The 18,727-nt window shown below is 41.6% G+C and carries 14 protein-coding genes; 13 read left to right on the top strand and 1 reads right to left on the bottom strand.

Annotated features, from left to right (window positions below; genetic code table 11):
- The first annotated feature begins 5 nt into the window (after positions 1-5).
- A complete protein-coding gene (locus tag ECA1_RS08400; protein WP_060792222.1) occupies positions 6-881 on the top strand; it encodes an aldose 1-epimerase family protein in 876 nt (291 codons plus the stop codon).
- A gap of 52 nt (positions 882-933) precedes the next feature.
- Here ECA1_RS08400 and plsY read toward each other — a convergent pair whose 3' ends face one another.
- Positions 934-1,572 carry a glycerol-3-phosphate 1-O-acyltransferase PlsY gene (gene plsY / locus ECA1_RS08405; protein ID WP_015510003.1) on the bottom strand — a complete coding sequence of 213 codons (639 nt, stop codon included), beginning with the start codon at positions 1,570-1,572 and terminating at the stop codon, positions 934-936.
- A 284-nt stretch (positions 1,573-1,856) separates the two neighbouring features.
- Here plsY and parE point away from each other — a divergent pair, with 284 nt between their 5' ends.
- The 12 genes from parE (at position 1,857) to glgA (ending at position 18,652) form a co-directional block, all read left to right on the top strand.
- Positions 1,857-3,884 carry a DNA topoisomerase IV subunit B gene (gene parE / locus ECA1_RS08410; RefSeq protein ID WP_010749397.1) on the top strand — a complete coding sequence of 676 codons (2,028 nt, stop codon included), beginning with the start codon at positions 1,857-1,859 and terminating at the stop codon, positions 3,882-3,884.
- A gap of 11 nt (positions 3,885-3,895) precedes the next feature.
- Complete coding sequence (parC, locus tag ECA1_RS08415) at positions 3,896-6,358, top strand: DNA topoisomerase IV subunit A (protein WP_060792223.1); 2,463 nt, start codon at positions 3,896-3,898, stop codon at positions 6,356-6,358.
- A 269-nt stretch (positions 6,359-6,627) separates the two neighbouring features.
- Complete coding sequence (pflB, locus tag ECA1_RS08420) at positions 6,628-8,856, top strand: formate C-acetyltransferase (protein WP_010749399.1); 2,229 nt, start codon at positions 6,628-6,630, stop codon at positions 8,854-8,856.
- A 104-nt stretch (positions 8,857-8,960) separates the two neighbouring features.
- On the top strand, positions 8,961-9,716 hold the full coding sequence (gene pflA / locus ECA1_RS08425) for a pyruvate formate-lyase-activating protein (RefSeq protein ID WP_010749400.1): 756 nt from the start codon (positions 8,961-8,963) through the stop codon (positions 9,714-9,716).
- A gap of 94 nt (positions 9,717-9,810) precedes the next feature.
- Positions 9,811-10,740 carry a manganese-dependent inorganic pyrophosphatase gene (locus tag ECA1_RS08430; protein WP_060792224.1) on the top strand — a complete coding sequence of 310 codons (930 nt, stop codon included), beginning with the start codon at positions 9,811-9,813 and terminating at the stop codon, positions 10,738-10,740.
- A gap of 88 nt (positions 10,741-10,828) precedes the next feature.
- On the top strand, positions 10,829-11,638 hold the full coding sequence (locus ECA1_RS08435) for a DUF1803 domain-containing protein (protein ID WP_060792225.1): 810 nt from the start codon (positions 10,829-10,831) through the stop codon (positions 11,636-11,638).
- Between the two features lie 196 nt (positions 11,639-11,834).
- Positions 11,835-12,281 carry a hypothetical protein gene (locus ECA1_RS08440; RefSeq protein ID WP_060792226.1) on the top strand — a complete coding sequence of 149 codons (447 nt, stop codon included), beginning with the start codon at positions 11,835-11,837 and terminating at the stop codon, positions 12,279-12,281.
- A 94-nt stretch (positions 12,282-12,375) separates the two neighbouring features.
- Entirely contained in the window at positions 12,376-12,783 is a 408-nt protein-coding gene (locus ECA1_RS08445; protein WP_060792227.1) for a hypothetical protein, read from the top strand.
- A gap of 177 nt (positions 12,784-12,960) precedes the next feature.
- On the top strand, positions 12,961-14,907 hold the full coding sequence (glgB, locus tag ECA1_RS08450; protein ID WP_060792264.1) for a 1,4-alpha-glucan branching protein GlgB: 1,947 nt from the start codon (positions 12,961-12,963) through the stop codon (positions 14,905-14,907).
- Between the two features lie 31 nt (positions 14,908-14,938).
- Entirely contained in the window at positions 14,939-16,081 is a 1,143-nt protein-coding gene (locus ECA1_RS08455; protein ID WP_016610807.1) for a glucose-1-phosphate adenylyltransferase, read from the top strand.
- Positions 16,071-17,222, top strand: coding sequence for a glucose-1-phosphate adenylyltransferase subunit GlgD (glgD, locus tag ECA1_RS08460; protein ID WP_060792228.1), 1,152 nt, complete (start codon positions 16,071-16,073; stop codon positions 17,220-17,222). Before ECA1_RS08455 ends, glgD begins: the two co-directional genes overlap by 11 nt.
- Positions 17,219-18,652 carry a glycogen synthase GlgA gene (gene glgA, locus ECA1_RS08465; RefSeq protein WP_060792229.1) on the top strand — a complete coding sequence of 478 codons (1,434 nt, stop codon included), beginning with the start codon at positions 17,219-17,221 and terminating at the stop codon, positions 18,650-18,652. The genes glgD and glgA overlap by 4 nt, the downstream gene beginning before the upstream one ends.
- Positions 18,653-18,727 lie beyond the last annotated feature (75 nt).

Below are 18,727 nucleotides of genomic sequence, written 5' to 3' on the forward strand. Positions count from 1 at the left end.
AGACCATGACAGTTACCATCACGGCCGGTCATCTGCAAGCAAAAATTGCGGAAAAAGGGGCTGAGCTGCAAAGCTTAGTCGATACGAGCAATGACCTTGAATATATTTGGCAAGCTGATCCAAACCACTGGGGAAAGCATGCACCGATCTTATTTCCGATCGTGGGTGCGTTAAAAGAGGACACCTATCAACATGAGGGCAAGAGTTATCATTTGCCTCGTCATGGATTTGCCAGAGACATGTTATTTACTGTCGTTGAACAACGCACAGATTACGCTTTGTTTTTACTAGAAAGTTCGACTGAAACCAAAGCAAAGTATCCGTTTGATTTTCAGCTGTATGTCAGTTATGAATTAGGCGGTGATGGCTTAGTCGTCAAATACCAAGTGAAGAATAGCGGTCAAAAAGAACTCTATTTCTCCATTGGTGGACACCCTGCATTCAACGTCCCACTTGAAAAAGGGCTGACTTTTGAAGACTATTATCTTTCTTTTTCTCCAAAGAAATCACGGGTGAAATTGCCGTTAAAAGGCAATTATATTGATTATGAGCAACGCACACTCGGTCAAACGAATACGGATCTACGCTTGACCCATGACATGTTTGCAAATGATGCGTTAGTTTATGAAACGAAAGGATTACATTCCTACTCGATTCGCAGTGAAAAATCGCCTCATAGTGTCACGTTAAGCTACAATAATATGCCGTATGTCGGTTTTTGGTCCACGTATCCAGTGAAATCGCCATTTCTATGTATTGAACCATGGTGCGGCATCGCAGATACGCTAGAAGCCTCCGGTGAGCTGTCAGAAAAGCTGGGGATTCAAGCACTTCCACCTGACGAACTATTTGAAACAAAGTATTCCATTACAGTTAAATAAACGTATGAAAAAAGAAGCTGGGAAAAGCGCAATGACTTTTCTCAGCTTCTGCTTATTTGTTCGTTTGACCCTTATTCAGTCCAAAGGGTACCCGACTTTCGGTCCCATCTTTGATGCGGGTAATGTTTTCACGATGGCGAATAAAGATAAAAATCGTTACGCCGATCGCAATGAAGGTCAGCAGCCAATTTTGCTCAGGCAAGATCGCAGGTGCGATAAAAGGCAAGACGATCGTCGATAAGGTGATCAAACACGCCGCGATCATACTGGTCAGGCTCACCATACTTGTCACATAAAGACAGATAACGAAAATCAATGAAGAATAAATGAAAAAGAGCGGATTGTATCCTAAGAGCATCCCAGCACTTGTCGCCACTGCTTTGCCGCCTTTAAATTTGGCAAAGATCGGGAAGGTATGACCTAAGATCGCACAGACCCCAAACCAGAGCGGATTGACAGTATGGAGACCAAAGATGACTGGCAAGCTGGTCGCCAAAGTTCCTTTTAAGATATCCATCAATAAAACAACGATGCCGGCTTTTTTTCCTAAGACGCGAAATGTATTGGTCGTTCCCGTATTGCCGCTGCCGAATTGGCGAATATCTTTTTTGAAAAACAGTTGGCCAATCCAAACACCAGAGGGGATCGAACCTAAAAGGTAAGCAACAATAAATAAAAGAATCGTATTCATAATAACCAACTTTCTTTGCAAGGCTATGGCAATTTTAGCATGAAAACGCCTTTCCAACAATAAGAAAATCTTTCGCTGGTCAGACAAAGAAGAAAAACAGCTTTTCTCAGAGCTGTGAAACACAAACAAGCCATTTTGCGACTCTAGCTTGTGCAAACAAAGGAAAAAGGATAAGATAGTTTAGAAAAATGTTCGCTTGAAAAAAGCGTATTTTGTGTTAAGATTTTTTTTGCAGTCCTTTCAGCATTAGAAAAGGACTGATCAAGATTAAAGGAGCGGTGGGTTTGGCAAAGAAAACCACAGAATATAATGATGCTTCCATTCAGGTCTTAGAGGGTCTGGAAGCAGTAAGAAAACGACCAGGAATGTATATCGGCTCGACCGATAGCCGCGGCTTGCACCACTTAGTGTATGAAATCGTCGATAATGCGGTTGATGAGGCACTCTCAGGATACGGCAATGAAATCGATGTTACGATCCATAAAGACAATAGTATCAGTGTTCGAGACAATGGTCGGGGAATGCCGGTCGGGACACATGCATCTGGAATCCCAACTGTTGAAGTGATCTTCACCGTGTTACATGCTGGCGGAAAGTTTGGCCAAGGCGGCTACAAAACTTCTGGCGGCCTTCATGGGGTTGGTGCCAGTGTTGTAAATGCCTTATCCAGCTGGCTAGAAGTGGTCATCGTTCGAGACGGTATCGAATACAAACAGAGCTTCAAAGACGGCGGGAAACCAGCAGGTACTTTGAAAAAAATCGGCAAAACCCGTAAACCAACGGGAACAACCGTTACGTTCAAACCAGACGATACAATCTTTTCTGCAACCAAATTCTCCTATGAGATTCTCGCTGAACGTTTGAGAGAATCAGCGTTCTTGTTGAAAGGGGTCAAAATCTCCCTGACGGACGAACGTGGGGAAGAACCGATTCATGAAGTCTTTTTATATGAGGAAGGCATCAAAGAATTTGTTGATTATTTAAATGAAGAAAAAGATACCTTGACCCAAGTGGTTTATTTTTCTGGCACGAAAGAAGCCATCGAAGTAGAGCTTGCCTTTCAATACAATGATGGGTATTCAGAAAACGTCTTGTCCTTTGTCAACAATGTACGTACCAAAGATGGCGGTACCCATGAAGTTGGGATGAAGACGTCAATGACCAAAGCCTTCAATGAGTATGCCCGCAAGGTCAATTTGTTGAAGGAAAAAGATAAGAACCTTGAAGGCAGTGATTTCCGTGAAGGGTTAGCGGCAGTTCTGTCGATCCGCGTGCCAGAAAATCTTTTGCAATTTGAAGGACAGACCAAAGGGAAATTAGGGACACCCTTAGCAAGAAATGCGGTAGACAATGTGATTGGTGAGCAGCTAGGCTATTATCTACAAGAAAACAGTGAAATGAGTCAAATGCTGGTTCGTAAAGCGATCAAGGCAAGAGAGGCCCGTGAAGCTGCCAGAAAGGCGAGAGAAGAAAGCCGTACTGGAAAGAAACGCAAAAAAGGCGAGTCACTGCTTTCTGGTAAATTAACACCTGCTCAGTCTCGTAATCCTAAGAAGAATGAATTGTATTTGGTGGAGGGGGATTCTGCGGGTGGTTCAGCAAAGCAAGGACGAGACCGCAAGTTCCAAGCCATCTTGCCATTGCGAGGCAAAGTCATCAATACTGAAAAAGCCAAGATGCAGGATATTTTGAAAAATGAAGAGATCAATACGATGATCTATACTATCGGTGCCGGTGTTGGCCCAGAGTTTTCAATTGAAGACTGCAACTATGATAAAGTGATCATCATGACCGATGCGGATACCGATGGGGCGCACATCCAAGTGCTGCTTTTAACCTTTTTCTACCGGTATATGAAACCTTTGATCGAAGCGGGGAAAGTATACATTGCTTTGCCGCCTCTGTACAAAGTGTCAAAAGGGTTAGGGAAAAAAGCAGTAGTCGAATACGCTTGGACCGATGATGAACTAAGCAAACTGACCCAAAAAATCGGCAAAGGCTATATGCTTCAGCGCTACAAAGGGTTAGGGGAAATGAATGCCGATCAATTGTGGGAAACGACGATGGATCCAGAAACGCGGACGCTGATTCGGGTACGGATCGATGATGCTGCCCAAGCAGAACGTCGCGTCACCACTTTGATGGGGGACAAGGTAGAACCTCGACGGAAGTGGATTGAAAGCCATGTTCAATTCAGTTTAGAAGAAGATGGCAGTATTTTGGATAAAAAAGAAGATACGGTACCGGAATTAGTTGATGAAAAGTTAATGGATACCGAACAAGCAGACAGCAAACAGTTAGTTAAGGAATAGGAGGTGGTCTCTTGGAACACAGAAGCAATATACAAGAATTGACATTGGAAGAAGTGATGGGAGATCGCTTCGGTCGATATTCCAAATACATTATTCAAGAACGGGCATTGCCAGATATTCGTGATGGGTTAAAACCGGTTCAGCGGCGGATTTTATTTGCCATGAACCAAGACGGCAATACGTATGACAAAGGCTTCCGCAAATCAGCAAAATCTGTCGGAAATATCATGGGGAATTTTCACCCCCATGGCGACTCGAGTATCTATGAAGCAATGGTCCGCATGAGTCAAGACTGGAAGCTACGTCAGATTTTGATTGAAATGCACGGGAACAACGGGAGTATGGATGGTGATCCGCCAGCTGCCATGCGTTATACGGAAGCACGGCTTTCAGAATTAAGTGGTGAGCTATTAAAAGATATTGAAAAAAACACCGTCGAATTGGTTTGGAACTTTGATGATACTGAAAAAGAACCAACTGTTCTACCAGCAAAATACCCGAATCTGTTAGTCAATGGCTCAACTGGGATCTCAGCTGGCTATGCAACAGAGATCCCTACCCACAATTTAGGGGAAATCATCGATGGAACGATCTATTTGATCGACCATCCGCAAGCTTCTTTGGATCAGCTGATGAAGTACATTCCTGGCCCTGATTTTCCAACAGGGGGCATTTTACAAGGGAAAGAAGAAATCAAAAAAGCGTATGAAACAGGCAAGGGCAAAGTGATTCTGCGTTCGAAAACCAAGATCGAAGACATCAAAGGCGGCAAACAGCAAATCGTCATCAATGAGATCCCATATGAGGTCAATAAAGCCAACTTAGTCAAAAAAATGGATGAGATCCGTTTGAATAAACGCATTGATGGGATTGCTGAAGTACGAGATGAAACAGATCGTACTGGACTACAGATTGTTGTCGAGCTGAAAAAAGAAGCAAATGCGCAAGGGATTTTAAATTATTTATTTAAGAATACCGAATTGCAGATCAACTACAACTTCAACATGGTGGCTATCGACAATATGCGCCCCCAACAAGTCGGTTTGAAACGGATTTTAGAAAGCTACATCAAGCATCGGCGTGAAGTAATCGAAAAACGCAGTCGTTTTGAACTGCAAAAAGCCCAAAAGAGACAGCATATCGTCGATGGGTTAATCAAAGCTTTATCGATTCTTGATGAAGTGATCGCCACCATTCGCGGCAGTAAAGACAAAAAAGATGCCAAAAACAATCTGGTTGTTCAGCACGGTTTTACGGAAGAGCAAGCAGAAGCCATTGTGAACTTACAGTTGTACCGCTTGACCAATACGGACATTACTCAATTGCAAGCAGAAGCAAAAGAACTTGCAGAAACGATTGCTGAATTGACAACGATTCTGAATGAAGAAAATGAATTGCTGAAAGTGATCAAGAAAGAACTGCGAGAGATCAAGAAAAAATATACGACGCCTCGGTTGACTGAAATCGAAGCAGAAATTCAAGAAATCAAGATCGAAACCCAAGTCTTGGTCGCGCAAGAAGAAGTCGTCGTGACGGTCACAAGAGACGGCTATGTCAAACGCAGCAGCTTGCGTTCTTACGGTGCTTCAAAACCAGAAGAGATCGGCATGAAAGAAGGCGACTCTTTACTTTACAGTAACCAAATGAACACGTTGGATCACCTATTGTTGGTTACTAATAAAGGGAACACGATCTATCGACCGGTTCATGAATTACCTGATTTAAAATGGAAAGATTTAGGGGAACATATTTCGCAAACAGTCATGACACTGGCGCAAGATGAAATGATCATTGGGGTCTTTGCCTACAAAGAGATCGATCCATTGAAAAATTTCGTACTGATCAGTAAAAACGGTATGATCAAACAGACACGAATGACGGAATTTGAACCTTGGCGCACCTATAAAACACGGCCGATGACGATCATGAAGCTGAAAGATGAATCAGATGAATTGGTCAACGTCTTTTTGACGGATCAAACGGAAGAAATGGATGTATTCTTAGTCAGTCATCTTGCCTTTGGCTTACGCTACCCGCTTAATGAAGTGCCTGTTGTGGGACCAAAAGCAGCTGGGGTCAAAGCGATGAACCTTAAAGCGGATGATTATCTTATCAATGGGTTGCTCGTTTATTCAGAAGGGGATACACCGATCGTTTTGATCACCCAACGTGGCGCAGCAAAACGAATGTTGGCTCAAGAAATCAACCAATTAGGTCGGGCGAAGCGCGGATTGATGGTCTTGCGGGAATTGAAGAAAAATCCTCATCGCGTCGTCTATATGGGCAGTGGGGAAAATCAGCAACTGCTAGTGACGAATCAAAAAGGACAATCCTTTGAAGTGATCACCAATCAAATCCCGATCAATGATCGGACCTCCAACGGCTCATTTATCATGGATGAGAAAACAGGGGGACAAATCTACGAAGTGAAAACTCAAATCAGTCCTGCAATCGCAGAGGATTCTGTACTATAAATTATAACAAAGCAACCATTCTGTACCAGTACAGAATGGTTGCTTTTTGTCTTATAATTAATCTTTCACATTCGCGAAAAAGGTACTTTAATAAAAGGTTCACATTTGATAAATACTTATAAATCAACGTTTTTAGTAAATAATATCTTAAAAAAGAATAAATTGTTAAAAATAATTCTTGAAAATGCTTGCAATCATTAAGGTGTGTGTTATACTGTTCACGTAAAGCTGTTACATTAGTGAACAGAAAATTTAAGGAGGTCCATCAAATGGAACAATGGAATGGATTTAAAGGAAAAACTTGGAAAGAAGAAGTAAACGTACGCGACTTCATCCAAGAAAACTACACACCTTATGACGGAACAGATGAATTCCTAGCAGATGCTACTGAAGCAACGACGAAGCTATGGGATCAAGTCATGGAACTGAACAAGCAAGAGCGTGAAGCTGGCGGCGTATTGGATATGGATACAAAAGTCGTTTCAACGATCACTTCTCATGGACCTGGCTACTTAGACAAAGACTTAGAAACAGTTGTTGGTTTCCAAACGGAAAAACCATTTAAACGCAGCTTGCAACCATTTGGCGGCATCCGCATGTCAGAACAAGCAGCAGAATCTTACGGCTATGAAATTGATGCGGAAGTCTCACATATTTTCCGTGACTACCGTAAAACACATAACCAAGGAGTTTTTGATGCTTATACACCTGAAATCAGAGCAGCGCGCCGTTCTGGTGTAATCACAGGTCTTCCTGATGCTTATGGCCGTGGCCGAATCATTGGTGACTACCGTCGTGTGGCATTATACGGTGTGGACTTCTTGATCAAAGAAAAACAACAAGACCTATTGTATTGCGGAAACGGAACGATGTCTGAAGACATTATCCGCCAACGTGAAGAATTGAGTGAACAAATTCGTGCTTTAAGCGAATTGAAAGAATTAGGAAACATTTACGGATTTGATATCTCTAAACCTGCTCAAACGGCGAAAGAAGCATTCCAATGGTTATATCTTGGTTACTTAGCAGCTATCAAAGAGCAAAATGGTGCAGCAATGTCATTGGGACGTACGTCAACTTTCCTTGATATTTATGTTGAACGCGATTTGAAAAATGGCGTGATCACTGAAGAAGAAGCACAAGAAATCGTTGACCATTTCGTCATGAAACTACGTCTTGTGAAATTTGCTCGGACGCCTGATTACAACGCACTGTTCTCTGGTGACCCAACTTGGGTAACTGAATCAATCGCTGGTATGGGTGAAGACGGACGTCACATGGTAACGAAAAACAGCTTCCGTTTCTTACACACTTTAGCAAACTTAGGTCCAGCGCCAGAACCAAACTTGACTGTTTTATGGTCAACACGTTTGCCTCATAACTTCAAAACATTCTGTGCGAAAATGTCGATCCAAACATCAGCGATTCAATATGAAAATGATGATGTGATGCGTGGACATTGGGGCGACGACTACGGAATCGCTTGTTGTGTATCCGCAATGCGCATCGGGAAACAAATGCAATTCTTTGGTGCTCGTGCCAACTTAGCGAAAACATTGTTGTATGCAATCAACGGTGGGGTCGATGAAAAATCAAAAGCACAAGTTGGACCAAAATTCCAACCAATTACTTCTGAATACTTGGATTACAACGAAGTAATGGAAAAATATGACACAATGATGGACTGGATTTGTGATCTGTATGTGAACACATTGAACATCATTCATTACATGCACGACAAATATTCTTATGAACGCATTGAAATGGCGCTACAAGATACAGACATTTTACGTACGATGGCTACTGGTATCGCTGGTTTCTCTGTTGCAGTTGACTCATTATCAGCGATCAAATATGCCAAAGTTCGTACGATCCGTGATGAAAACGGCATTGTTGAAGATTACGAAATCGAAGGCGATTATCCGAAATACGGAAACAATGATGACCGCGTAGATGATATCGCAGTCAACTTGTTGAAAGCCTTCATGAAAAAAGTAAAACGCACGAAAACATACCGTGATTCAAAACACACAACGTCGATCCTTACTATCACTTCTAACGTGGTTTATGGTAAGAAAACAGGGAACACTCCTGATGGACGTCGTGCAGGCGCACCATTTGCTCCAGGTGCAAACCCAATGCATGGTCGCGATACGCATGGTGCTTTGGCAAGTCTTTCATCAGTTGCGAAATTACCATATGATTACTCATTAGATGGTATTTCAAACACCTTCTCAATCGTACCTAAAGCATTAGGACGTGACGACGAAACACAACAAGAAAACCTAGCAACAATGCTAGATGGCTATGCAGCAAAAGGTGGTCACCACTTAAATATCAACGTATTTAACCGTGACACATTGCTTGATGCGCAAGCTCACCCAGAAAAATACCCACAATTAACGATTCGGGTATCTGGCTATGCAGTAAACTTCATTAAATTAACAAAAGAACAACAAGATGACGTGATTGCTCGTACAATGCACGAAGCAATGTAATAAGCAACAACTTCAGGCGGCGGACGGGAAAATCCGCCGCCTCTTGTTTTGAAAGTATCAGACGGAGCGTGGTCATCCGTCGTTTCGAAGAAAGGAAGAGCATTATGGCAGTAACAGGACAAGTACATTCAACAGAAAGTTTTGGATCAGTAGATGGACCAGGTATCCGTTTTATTGTATTCATGCAAGGATGCCGCATGCGTTGCCAGTTTTGTCATAATCCAGATACATGGAAGATTGGCACCGGTGTCGAACGAACGACTGATGATGTCTTAGAAGAGGCATTGAAATATCGCGAATTCTGGGGACAAAAAGGTGGGATCACCGTCAGTGGTGGGGAACCATTGCTTCAGATGGACTTTCTGATCGATCTGTTTCGTAAAGCCAAAGCAGAAGGTGTCAGCACGACATTAGATACTTGTGGAAAACCATTTACACGGGAAGAACCATTTTTTAGCAAGTTTCAAGAGCTGATGACCGTTACTGACTTGTTATTGTTTGATATCAAGCACATCGATAACAAAGCCCATAAAGAGCTAACTACTCAATCCAATGATAATATTTTGGATATGGCGAATTATCTTTCAGAGATCAATCAACCTGTCTGGATTCGTCACGTGCTGGTTCCTTTTAGAAGCGACTATGATGAATTTTTGATCCGTTTGGATGAGTTTATCAAAACACTGAAGAATGTCGACAAAGTAGAGATCTTGCCTTATCACACGATGGGGAAATACAAGTGGGATGAGCTTGGTTTGAAATATCCCCTTGAAGGGATCGAACCACCAACAGAAGATCGGGTGAAAAATGCCAAGCGTTTGCTTCATGTAGACGACTATAAAGGTTACTTAACCCGTTGATCAAAACAGGAAAGAAGAGATTGCTATTGCTTCTTTCCTGTTTTTTTACTATGATTAGAAAGTGAATATCAATTGAAATAGGAGCGATGAAGAAATGTCGAAAATATTAGTATTCGGTCATCAAAATCCTGATACCGACGCCATTGGTGCAGCAATTGCCTTTGCAAATTTACAAAATCAACTTGGAAAAGATTGTGAAGCAGTAGCGCTTGGTACACCGAATGAAGAGACACAATTTGCGTTAGATACCTTTGGCCTAACTGCCCCTCGGGTGATCGATTCAGTGGCAAAGGAAACCCAAGAAGTAATGTTAGTGGATCATAATGAATTTCAACAAAGTGCAGCGGATATTACGGATGTCACTGTATTGGCAGTAGTTGATCATCATCGTATCGCTAACTTTGAAACGGCAAATCCACTGTATTATCGTGCAGAGCCGGTCGGTTGTACAAGTACGATCGTGTTGAAAATATACAAAGAAAATCAAGTGGAAATTCCAAAAGCGATCGCAGGAATCATGCTCTCAGCGATCATCTCTGATACATTGTTGTTTAAATCACCAACATGTACCGACGAAGACGTAACAGCAGCCAAAGAACTAGCCGTTATAGCAGATGTAGAACTGGAAGTCTATGGATTAGATATGTTAAAAGCTGGTACGAATCTTGGAACGAAATCAGCAGCAGAATTGCTGGACCTAGATGCCAAAAGCTTCCCAATGGGTGCTAAAAACATCCGTATCGGACAAGTCAACACGGTTGATCTAAAAGAAGTCTTTGACCGTCAAGCAGAGTTGGAAGCGGCTATGAAGGATTCAATGGCAGCAAATGGCTATGATCTGTTCTTGCTGGTTGCCACTGATATCTTAGATAGTAATTCTGAGCTGCTAGTCGTTGGTGAACCAACTGCCCCGGTAGAAGCAGCCTTTAAAACGACATTAACCAACAATCGTGCGTTTTTACCTGGTGTCGTTTCTCGTAAAAAACAAATCGTACCTCAATTAACAGAGGTTTTTGAAGGATAATTAAGCTAACTGTCTGAATGCTGGTGAGATCTGTTTTGGTAGATCAAGCCAGCATTTTTCATGATTGTTTGGATAAGGAGTACACGCAGTGAAATTTTTTTATAGTCCCCACTTTCGCTCATTGCAACCGATACTGGAATCTTCGAAATTCCATGAATTGGTAGAGGAGCTATTAAATAGCCAAGAGCCGCCGACACTACGAGCGTTAAAAGCGAAGTTTACAGATGGTTCATTTGATAAAATTCTTGACCGCTTGATCGCAGAAAAGTTGATCATCCGTCAAGAACGACGCTATTATTTAGGCTTTCCCATCTATACTGAACATGATCAACAGCAGATACAAGTAAGTGATGATTTCTATCAAGCTGCGCGCAATTGGTCAACACAAGAAATCGCTGGGTTTATCAAAAGCTTTGCTTCGTCAAGTGTTGAAAATAAATACTTTTATGGTTGTCTGCAAGGGGTTGAACAAGGAGCGGTCTATGCATTGAGCCATGAACAGTTTCAGTTGATCTCTTACTCAGAAACACAGTGGCCACCGACACTGCCGGCTTTTTTTGAAGCGAATGAACAGTTGCGTACTCTTGCGATCTATGATGAATTAATGGATTTGATCGGTGATGTCGATCCAGTCTATTACTTAGACCAAGTGAGTGTGATCCTTGAACGCATTCGTAAAAACAAAAAAGTCCGTCCGAGTATTTTTCTGGAATCACTTCAACAGTTGAAAATCGTTAGTTCCGAGGTAGATTTCTTGCTGGAAGAAATAAATTGTGATAATCTAAAAAACGGTCGTTATCAGACTTCTGAAAAGGATCTGTTCGTCCAACGGCTTGTGATTGCTCACTTGGCAAAAAAATCAGGTTCATACAATGCGCTTTATTTCAATAATAATTAGAATTTCTAATAATTATGTTATTTGTTTTAAATTTTCTAACTATTTAAAAGCTGCTAGATTCGATTCTAGCAGCTTTTTTTTTATTTCTTCAAATGATAATTTGATGAATAAAAATTAAAAAACAACAATCGTTTTGTTTGGAGTTTTGATTTCTTGATGATATGATGATTCTAGAACTTTGAAAGGGGATATAAAAATGGAAGGATATAAAACGGTTGATTTTGAACAGTTGGAACAAAACAAAACGAAAGCAGAAATGATTACGTTCGTATCAATGTCAGAAATAGAAGCTGCTCGACAAGCAATTACAAAAGCGGGGATCGATGAAACGCGTTTTTCTGATGGCGATCTCATTCTTGCGTTAAAACAAAAGGAACGGTTTGGGGCAAATACGATCGTTTCCGTGATCATTGATTGGCTAGTCAAGCAAAACTATCTAGTGAATCCAGCTCATGCCATGCGTTACTTAGCAAAGAAAATGGCTGATGGTCCTGTAACGAGTTATAAACTATTGAGTGAGACTGAGTTTGACTGTGATGGGAATTATTACTTGATTGGTCACACTGGTAAATCATTTGCTGTAAATAAAGCCTATAAAGTTTACACTGACGGACAAGTAAAAGTGCTTTGGCAGGCAAAATAATAGAAGATGATTTCGGCTCTAGCGAAGAAAGAAAACGGCTGTTGAAGCAGTTGTTTTCATAAAAGGATCGAAGATTGAAGGTTGTGAAGGACGCGTGAAACTAAACATTCGAATCAGCTTAGCTGGCAGTCATCTTTTGATTGGTGCATTCAGTTTGATCGGTGCATTGCTGACGCTTTATAAAGTACCAACTAGTTTTGGTACGATCCAAGTCATGTTAGGTGAAATTTATTATACCGACACGGTATTTGACCGGTTTACTCAGTTTTTCTTACTGGGGATCATTAGTCTTTATACCGTAGTGACGAGTTTTTATGGGTTTCGATTCTGGTGTTTTTGCTCCGCCTCTTCTGCATTTGGGACACTGCTGGCATATGTTGAATTAACTGAGACACTTCCGGTGATGGTTGTTTTCATCCTGTTTTTGGCAAGTTTGTTTCAGTTAAGTGTAGTCACATACTTCATTTTCCAAAAGCTAAAAAGTAGAGCTGAAACAGGTTGAACAGATACGTTCAAGCTGTTTTTTTCTGTCAAAGATTATTTGTTGGCAACTAGGGTTATTGCGTTACTAGCGCAGTGTTTTATGCTATGCTAGATAGAGAGATGTAGTTGATTTGAAACGATTTCTAAAAGATGAAAGAGCGTAACAAGGTCGTTGGCATTTCAGTCAGCGATCAAAATGAATTTGAGGAGGACTGATGAGAGAGTGGTTACCAAACAACAGGTACTGACTGCGGAAAAAGACTTTCTGAGTGGTGAAAATTTTTATGTACAGCATTTCTTAGGCGCCCATCAAGTAGATGATGGCTACGTGTTTCGCGTTTGGGCACCAAATGCTCAGCAAGTTTGGCTTGTTGGCGACTTCAACCAATGGACGGACACCTTGCCGATGAACAAAAGGGCAGAATCCGGTGTTTGGGAAATTGAGACCAATCAAGTAAAAGAAGGACAGCTTTACAAATACAAAGTAAAACAAGCAAATGGACGAGAAGTATTGAAGATCGATCCTTTTGCTGTCCATTTCGAAGCTCGACCAGGAACTGCTGCCGTGTTGCATTCGATCCCACAAAAAAAATGGCGGGATGGGTTATGGCAAGGACGGAAAAAAAGACAAAAAACTTTTAATCGACCTCTTAATATTTATGAAGTTCATGCCAGCTCCTGGAAGCACCACGAAGATGGCACCCCTTATCGCTTCTCCAAATTAAAAGATGAACTTATTCCTTACGTGAAAAAAATGGGCTACACCCATATCGAATTTATGCCTTTGATGGAACATCCCTTAGGAACCTCCTGGGGCTATCAATTGACTGGTTACTTTGCACTTAGCTCCTATTATGGGACACCAGAAGAGTTTCAAGACTTTGTAGAGGCTTGTCATTTGGAAAATATAGGTGTCTTCGTTGATTGGGTGCCAGGACATTTTTGTGTCAATGATGACAGTCTTGCCTATTATGATGGCACGCCGACCTTTGAATACATGGATGAAAACCGTGCGAAAAATGTTCGCTGGGGTGCGATCAACTTTGATCTAGGCAAACCGCAAGTCCAAAGCTTTCTGATCTCAAGTGCATTGTTCTGGATCGAATTTTACCACATTGATGGTATTCGGGTAGATGCCGTTTCCAACATGATCTATCGCGATTATGATGAAGGTCCATGGGAACCGAATCACGAAGGGGGCAATCGGAATTTTGAAGGGTACTATTTCTTACAAAAGCTCAATTCAGTCATCAAGTTAGCCCATCCTGCAGTTGTCATGATTGCAGAGGAAAGTACTTCCGAGACCAAAATAACAGGAATGGTCGAAGGAGGCGCTCTCGGGTTTGACTACAAATGGAATATGGGCTGGATGAATGATGTCCTGCGTTTTTACGAAATGGACCCGATTTTCCGTAAAGATCATCTAAGTCTTTTATCTTTTTCTTTCATGTATCGGATGCAAGAAAATTATATCTTGCCACTCTCCCATGACGAAGTGGTTCATGGCAAAAAAAGTTTGATGCACAAAATGTGGGGAGACCGCTACAAACAGTTTTCACAACTACGAAATCTCTATACGTACATGATGATGCATCCAGGGAAAAAACTGTTATTCATGGGTAGTGAATGGGGACAGTTTTTAGAATGGAAATATGATCATGGTCTTGAATGGGTCGATTTAAACGACGCATTCAATGCAAAAATGCAGTTCTTCACCCAGACCTTGAATGAATTATACAAAGAAGAACGAGCCCTTTGGGAATTGGATGATCAAGAAGATTCATTGATGGTGATCGATGCAGACAACTTAGATGAAACGACATTGACTTTCTTACGACAAGGAAAAACGAAAAAAGACTTCTTGATCGTGGTTGTCAATCTGACACCAGTGGAGCGTCACGATTTTGCGATCGGCGTGCCATACGAAGGAACGTATCGCGAGATTTTAAACACGGAACGGGATGTATTTGGCGGAACTTGGGTGGCGAATAACCCAGACTGTCAGACCAGTAATACCCCTTTTAAGCAATACGACTATCAAATCAAAACAATTTTGCCTGCACTTGGGGCTTTAATCATCAAACCAGAAAAAATCAAAATGACTCGAAAAAAAGCAGTAAAGAAAGTACAAAAAAAAGAGTAGAGGGGGAACGGTGAGTAGATCACCAAACAAAATGAAAACAGAGATGTTAGCAATGATCCTCGCAGGGGGACAAGGGACTCGATTAGGAAAATTAACAAAGAATATTGCTAAACCAGCGGTTCCATTTGGTGGTAGATATCGGATCATCGATTTCACGTTGAGTAATTGTGTCAATTCAGGAATCAAAAATGTGGGTGTTGTCACTCAGTACCAGCCATTAGCACTAAACAACCATATCGGAAATGGTGCGAGCTGGGGATTGGATGGAATCAGTACCGGTGTGACGATCTTACAACCATATTCAAATTCAGAAGGCGAAAAATGGTTTGAAGGAACTGCCCATGCGATCTATCAAAACATCGCTTATATCGATGAGATGGACCCGCAATATGTCTTGATTTTATCAGGCGACCATATCTACAAAATGGATTATGAAGAAATGCTGGAAAAACACAAAGAAAATGATGCTTCATTGACGGTTGCAGTTCTCGAAGTACCGATGAAAGATGCCTCGCGTTTCGGAATCATGAACACCGATAAAAATGACCGTATCATCGAATTTGATGAAAAACCAGCCGAACCAAAGAGCAATCTCGCTTCAATGGGGATCTATATTTTCGATTGGAGTCGTCTGCGCAGTATGCTGTTGAGTAACTATACAAAAGACGGCGAAATGGTCGATTTTGGGAAACATGTCATTCCTTCTTATCTCGAAAGCGGCGACAACGTTTTTGCCTATCGCTTCTCTGGCTATTGGAAAGACGTAGGAACGATCGATTCATTGTGGGAAGCCAATATGGAATTTATTGATCCAGCAATGGAGTTGAATATTCGGGATAAAAGTTGGCAAGTATTTTCTAAAAACCCAATCGCACCACCACATTTTGTGACTGAGACTGGGGCTGCGAGAAACTCTCTCGTGATGGATGGCTGTTATGTTGCAGGGGAAATCGAGCACAGTATTTTATCAGAAAACGTACAGGTGAAAGAAGGATCGACGATCAAGGACAGCGTGATCATGCCTGGAGCGGTGATCGGTAGAAATGTTAAATTAAACCGAGTGATCGTTGGGGAAAATGCAGTGATCGGTGACGACGCAGAGATCGATGGAACAGACGAAATTGCCGTAGTCGGCTATTCTGAAATTTTAGGGGTGACGATTGATGAGAACTAATAAAATGTGTGCGATTTTAGGGAATCTGCAACGATACCAAGACTTGATGCCATTAACAGAAAACCGTCCGCTGTCGACCTTATTGTTTGACTGCAAGTATCGCTTGTTAGATTTCAATCTTTCAAGTATCGAAAATGCCAATATCAAACAAGTCTATATGATTTTCAATGAAGGAGAAACGCAGTCGGTCTTCGATCATATCGGTGGCGGAAAAGAGTGGAACTTGGACGGCGTACAAAACCGTTTCTTTATTCACCTGTTCCAAGACTCATTGAAAAAGCAAGCAGAAGGACAAGAGTATTACTATAATGTCATCGACTATTTGGAAAAATCCAAATCGGATCATACCGTATTTATGGGCAGCAAAGTCTTATGCAACATTGATTTACGTGCCTTGCTGAAAATCCATCAGCTACAAGGCAATGAAATGACCGTTGTGTACAAACGCATCAGCAGTGACAATATTTGCGAAAGTGATCTGTTGTTCAATGTAGACAGTGAAGGTCACTTAGAAGAAGCGATCCAAGCGAAAAAAGGTGAGGTCAGTGACCTTGTCAACTTATGTACGGATATTTTTATCATTCAAACAGATCGCCTGATCACGGCTCTTAAAGAGGGGCAAAAAGTTGGCGCAACGGCAGACCTCGGTCAATTTTTACGAGAAATGATCGCTGTTGAAAATACCGGTCTATATGAATACACTGGTTACTTAAGTAACATTTATGATATCTCTTCTTATTATCAAACAAATATGGACATGCTCGATGTGCATAAATTTACGTCGTTGCTTTATTCGAATCAAAAGATCTATACCAAACTGAAAAACGAAGTGCCAACGTATTATTCGGAAACATCTGACGTGAAAAATAGCCACTTTGCTTCTGGCTGCATCGTGGAAGGAACGGTCGAACAGTCACTGGTTGCCCGCCGCACGAAGATCCATCCCGAAGCAAAAGTCAAAGGAGCGATCATCTTCGGAAATAATGAGATCAAAGCAGGTGCCGAAGTCTCTTATGCGATCCTAGATAAAAATGTGACCATCGCAGAAGGTGTCAAAGTGCAAGGAACCAAAGAAACGCCAATCGTCATTAAGAAAAATTCTCATGTCACCCAAGACGTTATTGGAGGGGCAAGCGCATGAAGGTTCTGTTTACAGCAGCGGAATGCGCCCCATTTTTTAAAACAGGCGGATTAGGGGATGTTGCAGGGGCATTGCCAAAAGAGTTGGTCAAAAAAGGCGTCGAGACAGTGGTCGTCTTACCCTATTTCACGAAAATGCCTGCTGAATACCAAGAGCAAATGGAAGATTGTTTTTCCTTTGAAGTAGCGGTCGGCTGGCGCAAGCAATATTGTGGGATCAAAAAATTAGTTCTAGGCTCTGTGACCTATTATTTCATAGACAATCTCTATTATTTTGGTCGCGAACGGCTCTATGATTTTTATGATGATGGGGAACGCTTTGCTTTCTTCCAATTAGCCGTGATCGAAATGATGGAACGCATTGAATTTATTCCAGACATCGTGCATGTCAATGATTACCATACGGCGATGATTCCCTTCTTGATCAAAGAGAAATATCATTGGATTCAAGCGTATCAAAACATACGCACCGTTTTGACGATCCATAACATTGGGTTTCAAGGGTGGTATAGTCGCGATATTTTACCAGATCTTTTTGGGATGGGGACTGAGAGATACGATGATGGCACGCTACGTTTAAACGATTGTTTGAACTTTATGAAAGCTGGAATCTTGTATGCTGACCGTATCACGACGGTCAGTCCTTCCTATAGTGAAGAAATCAAAACCTCTGAGTTCGGCTGTGGGCTTGAAGTCATTTTACGCATGGAAAGCGGCAAACTCAGTGGCATCTTAAACGGAATTGATTATGAAATGAACGATCCAGAAACCGATCCTCATTTGGACTACTCTTTCAATCAAGAGGACTTGTCTGGTAAAGCGCAAAACAAGCGAGCGCTACAAGAACAGTTTGGTTTGCCTACCCGTAAAGATGTCCCATTGATTTCTGTTGTTAGCCGTTTGACCACTCAAAAAGGGTTCCATTTGGTCCTTGAAGAAATGGAAAATCTCTTGCAATTTGATGTTCAGTTCATCTTACTAGGGACTGGCGAACATGATTTTGAAGAAGGTTTTCGCTATTTTGCTCAGAAATATCCTGATAAATGTGCTGCTGCGATTTCTTTTGATATTGCATTGGCGCAAAAGTTATACGCAGCAGCGGATCTTTTCTTGATGCCTTCCGCCTTCGAACCATGCGGACTGTCACAGATGATCGCGATGCGTTATGGTACATTACCGGTCGTTCACGAAATCGGTGGCTTGAAAGATACGGTAGATTCCTATAATCCGATCACGAAACAAGGTACCGGCTTTGGCTTTCAAGAGTTTTCACCATTCTACTTGATGAATGCTTTGAAACAAGGGATCGAATTGTATCAATCCGATCAGGAAACGTGGACCGTATTGGTCAAGCAAGCAATGGAAAAAGATTTCAGCTGGAATCAAAGTTCAGATCTTTATATCCAGTTGTATAATACTATCAAAGTTTGATTGTTTTAAGACAGAAGAATCCTTGTCTGCAACAGAACTGCTAGTTGTATGACTAGCAATTTTGGCGGCAAGGAT

The sequence above is a fragment of the Enterococcus casseliflavus NBRC 100478 genome, from assembly GCF_001544095.1.
GTDB classification, from domain to species: domain Bacteria; phylum Bacillota; class Bacilli; order Lactobacillales; family Enterococcaceae; genus Enterococcus_D; species Enterococcus_D casseliflavus.

Excerpts from the sequence above, each read along its gene's own strand:
- pflB (WP_010749399.1), top strand. The coding sequence starts at position 6,628 with ATGGAACAATGGAATGGATTTAAAGGAAAAACTTGGAAAGAAGAAGTA.
- plsY (WP_015510003.1), bottom strand. The coding sequence starts at position 1,572 with ATGAATACGATTCTTTTATTTATTGTTGCTTACCTTTTAGGTTCGATC.
- ECA1_RS08400 (WP_060792222.1), top strand. The coding sequence starts at position 6 with ATGACAGTTACCATCACGGCCGGTCATCTGCAAGCAAAAATTGCGGAA.
- glgD (WP_060792228.1), top strand. The coding sequence starts at position 16,071 with ATGAGAACTAATAAAATGTGTGCGATTTTAGGGAATCTGCAACGATAC.
- pflA (WP_010749400.1), top strand. The coding sequence starts at position 8,961 with ATGGCAGTAACAGGACAAGTACATTCAACAGAAAGTTTTGGATCAGTA.
- ECA1_RS08455 (WP_016610807.1), top strand. The coding sequence starts at position 14,939 with ATGAAAACAGAGATGTTAGCAATGATCCTCGCAGGGGGACAAGGGACT.
- glgB (WP_060792264.1), top strand. The coding sequence starts at position 12,961 with ATGAATTTGAGGAGGACTGATGAGAGAGTGGTTACCAAACAACAGGTA.
- glgA (WP_060792229.1), top strand. The coding sequence starts at position 17,219 with ATGAAGGTTCTGTTTACAGCAGCGGAATGCGCCCCATTTTTTAAAACA.
- ECA1_RS08430 (WP_060792224.1), top strand. The coding sequence starts at position 9,811 with ATGTCGAAAATATTAGTATTCGGTCATCAAAATCCTGATACCGACGCC.
- ECA1_RS08440 (WP_060792226.1), top strand. The coding sequence starts at position 11,835 with ATGGAAGGATATAAAACGGTTGATTTTGAACAGTTGGAACAAAACAAA.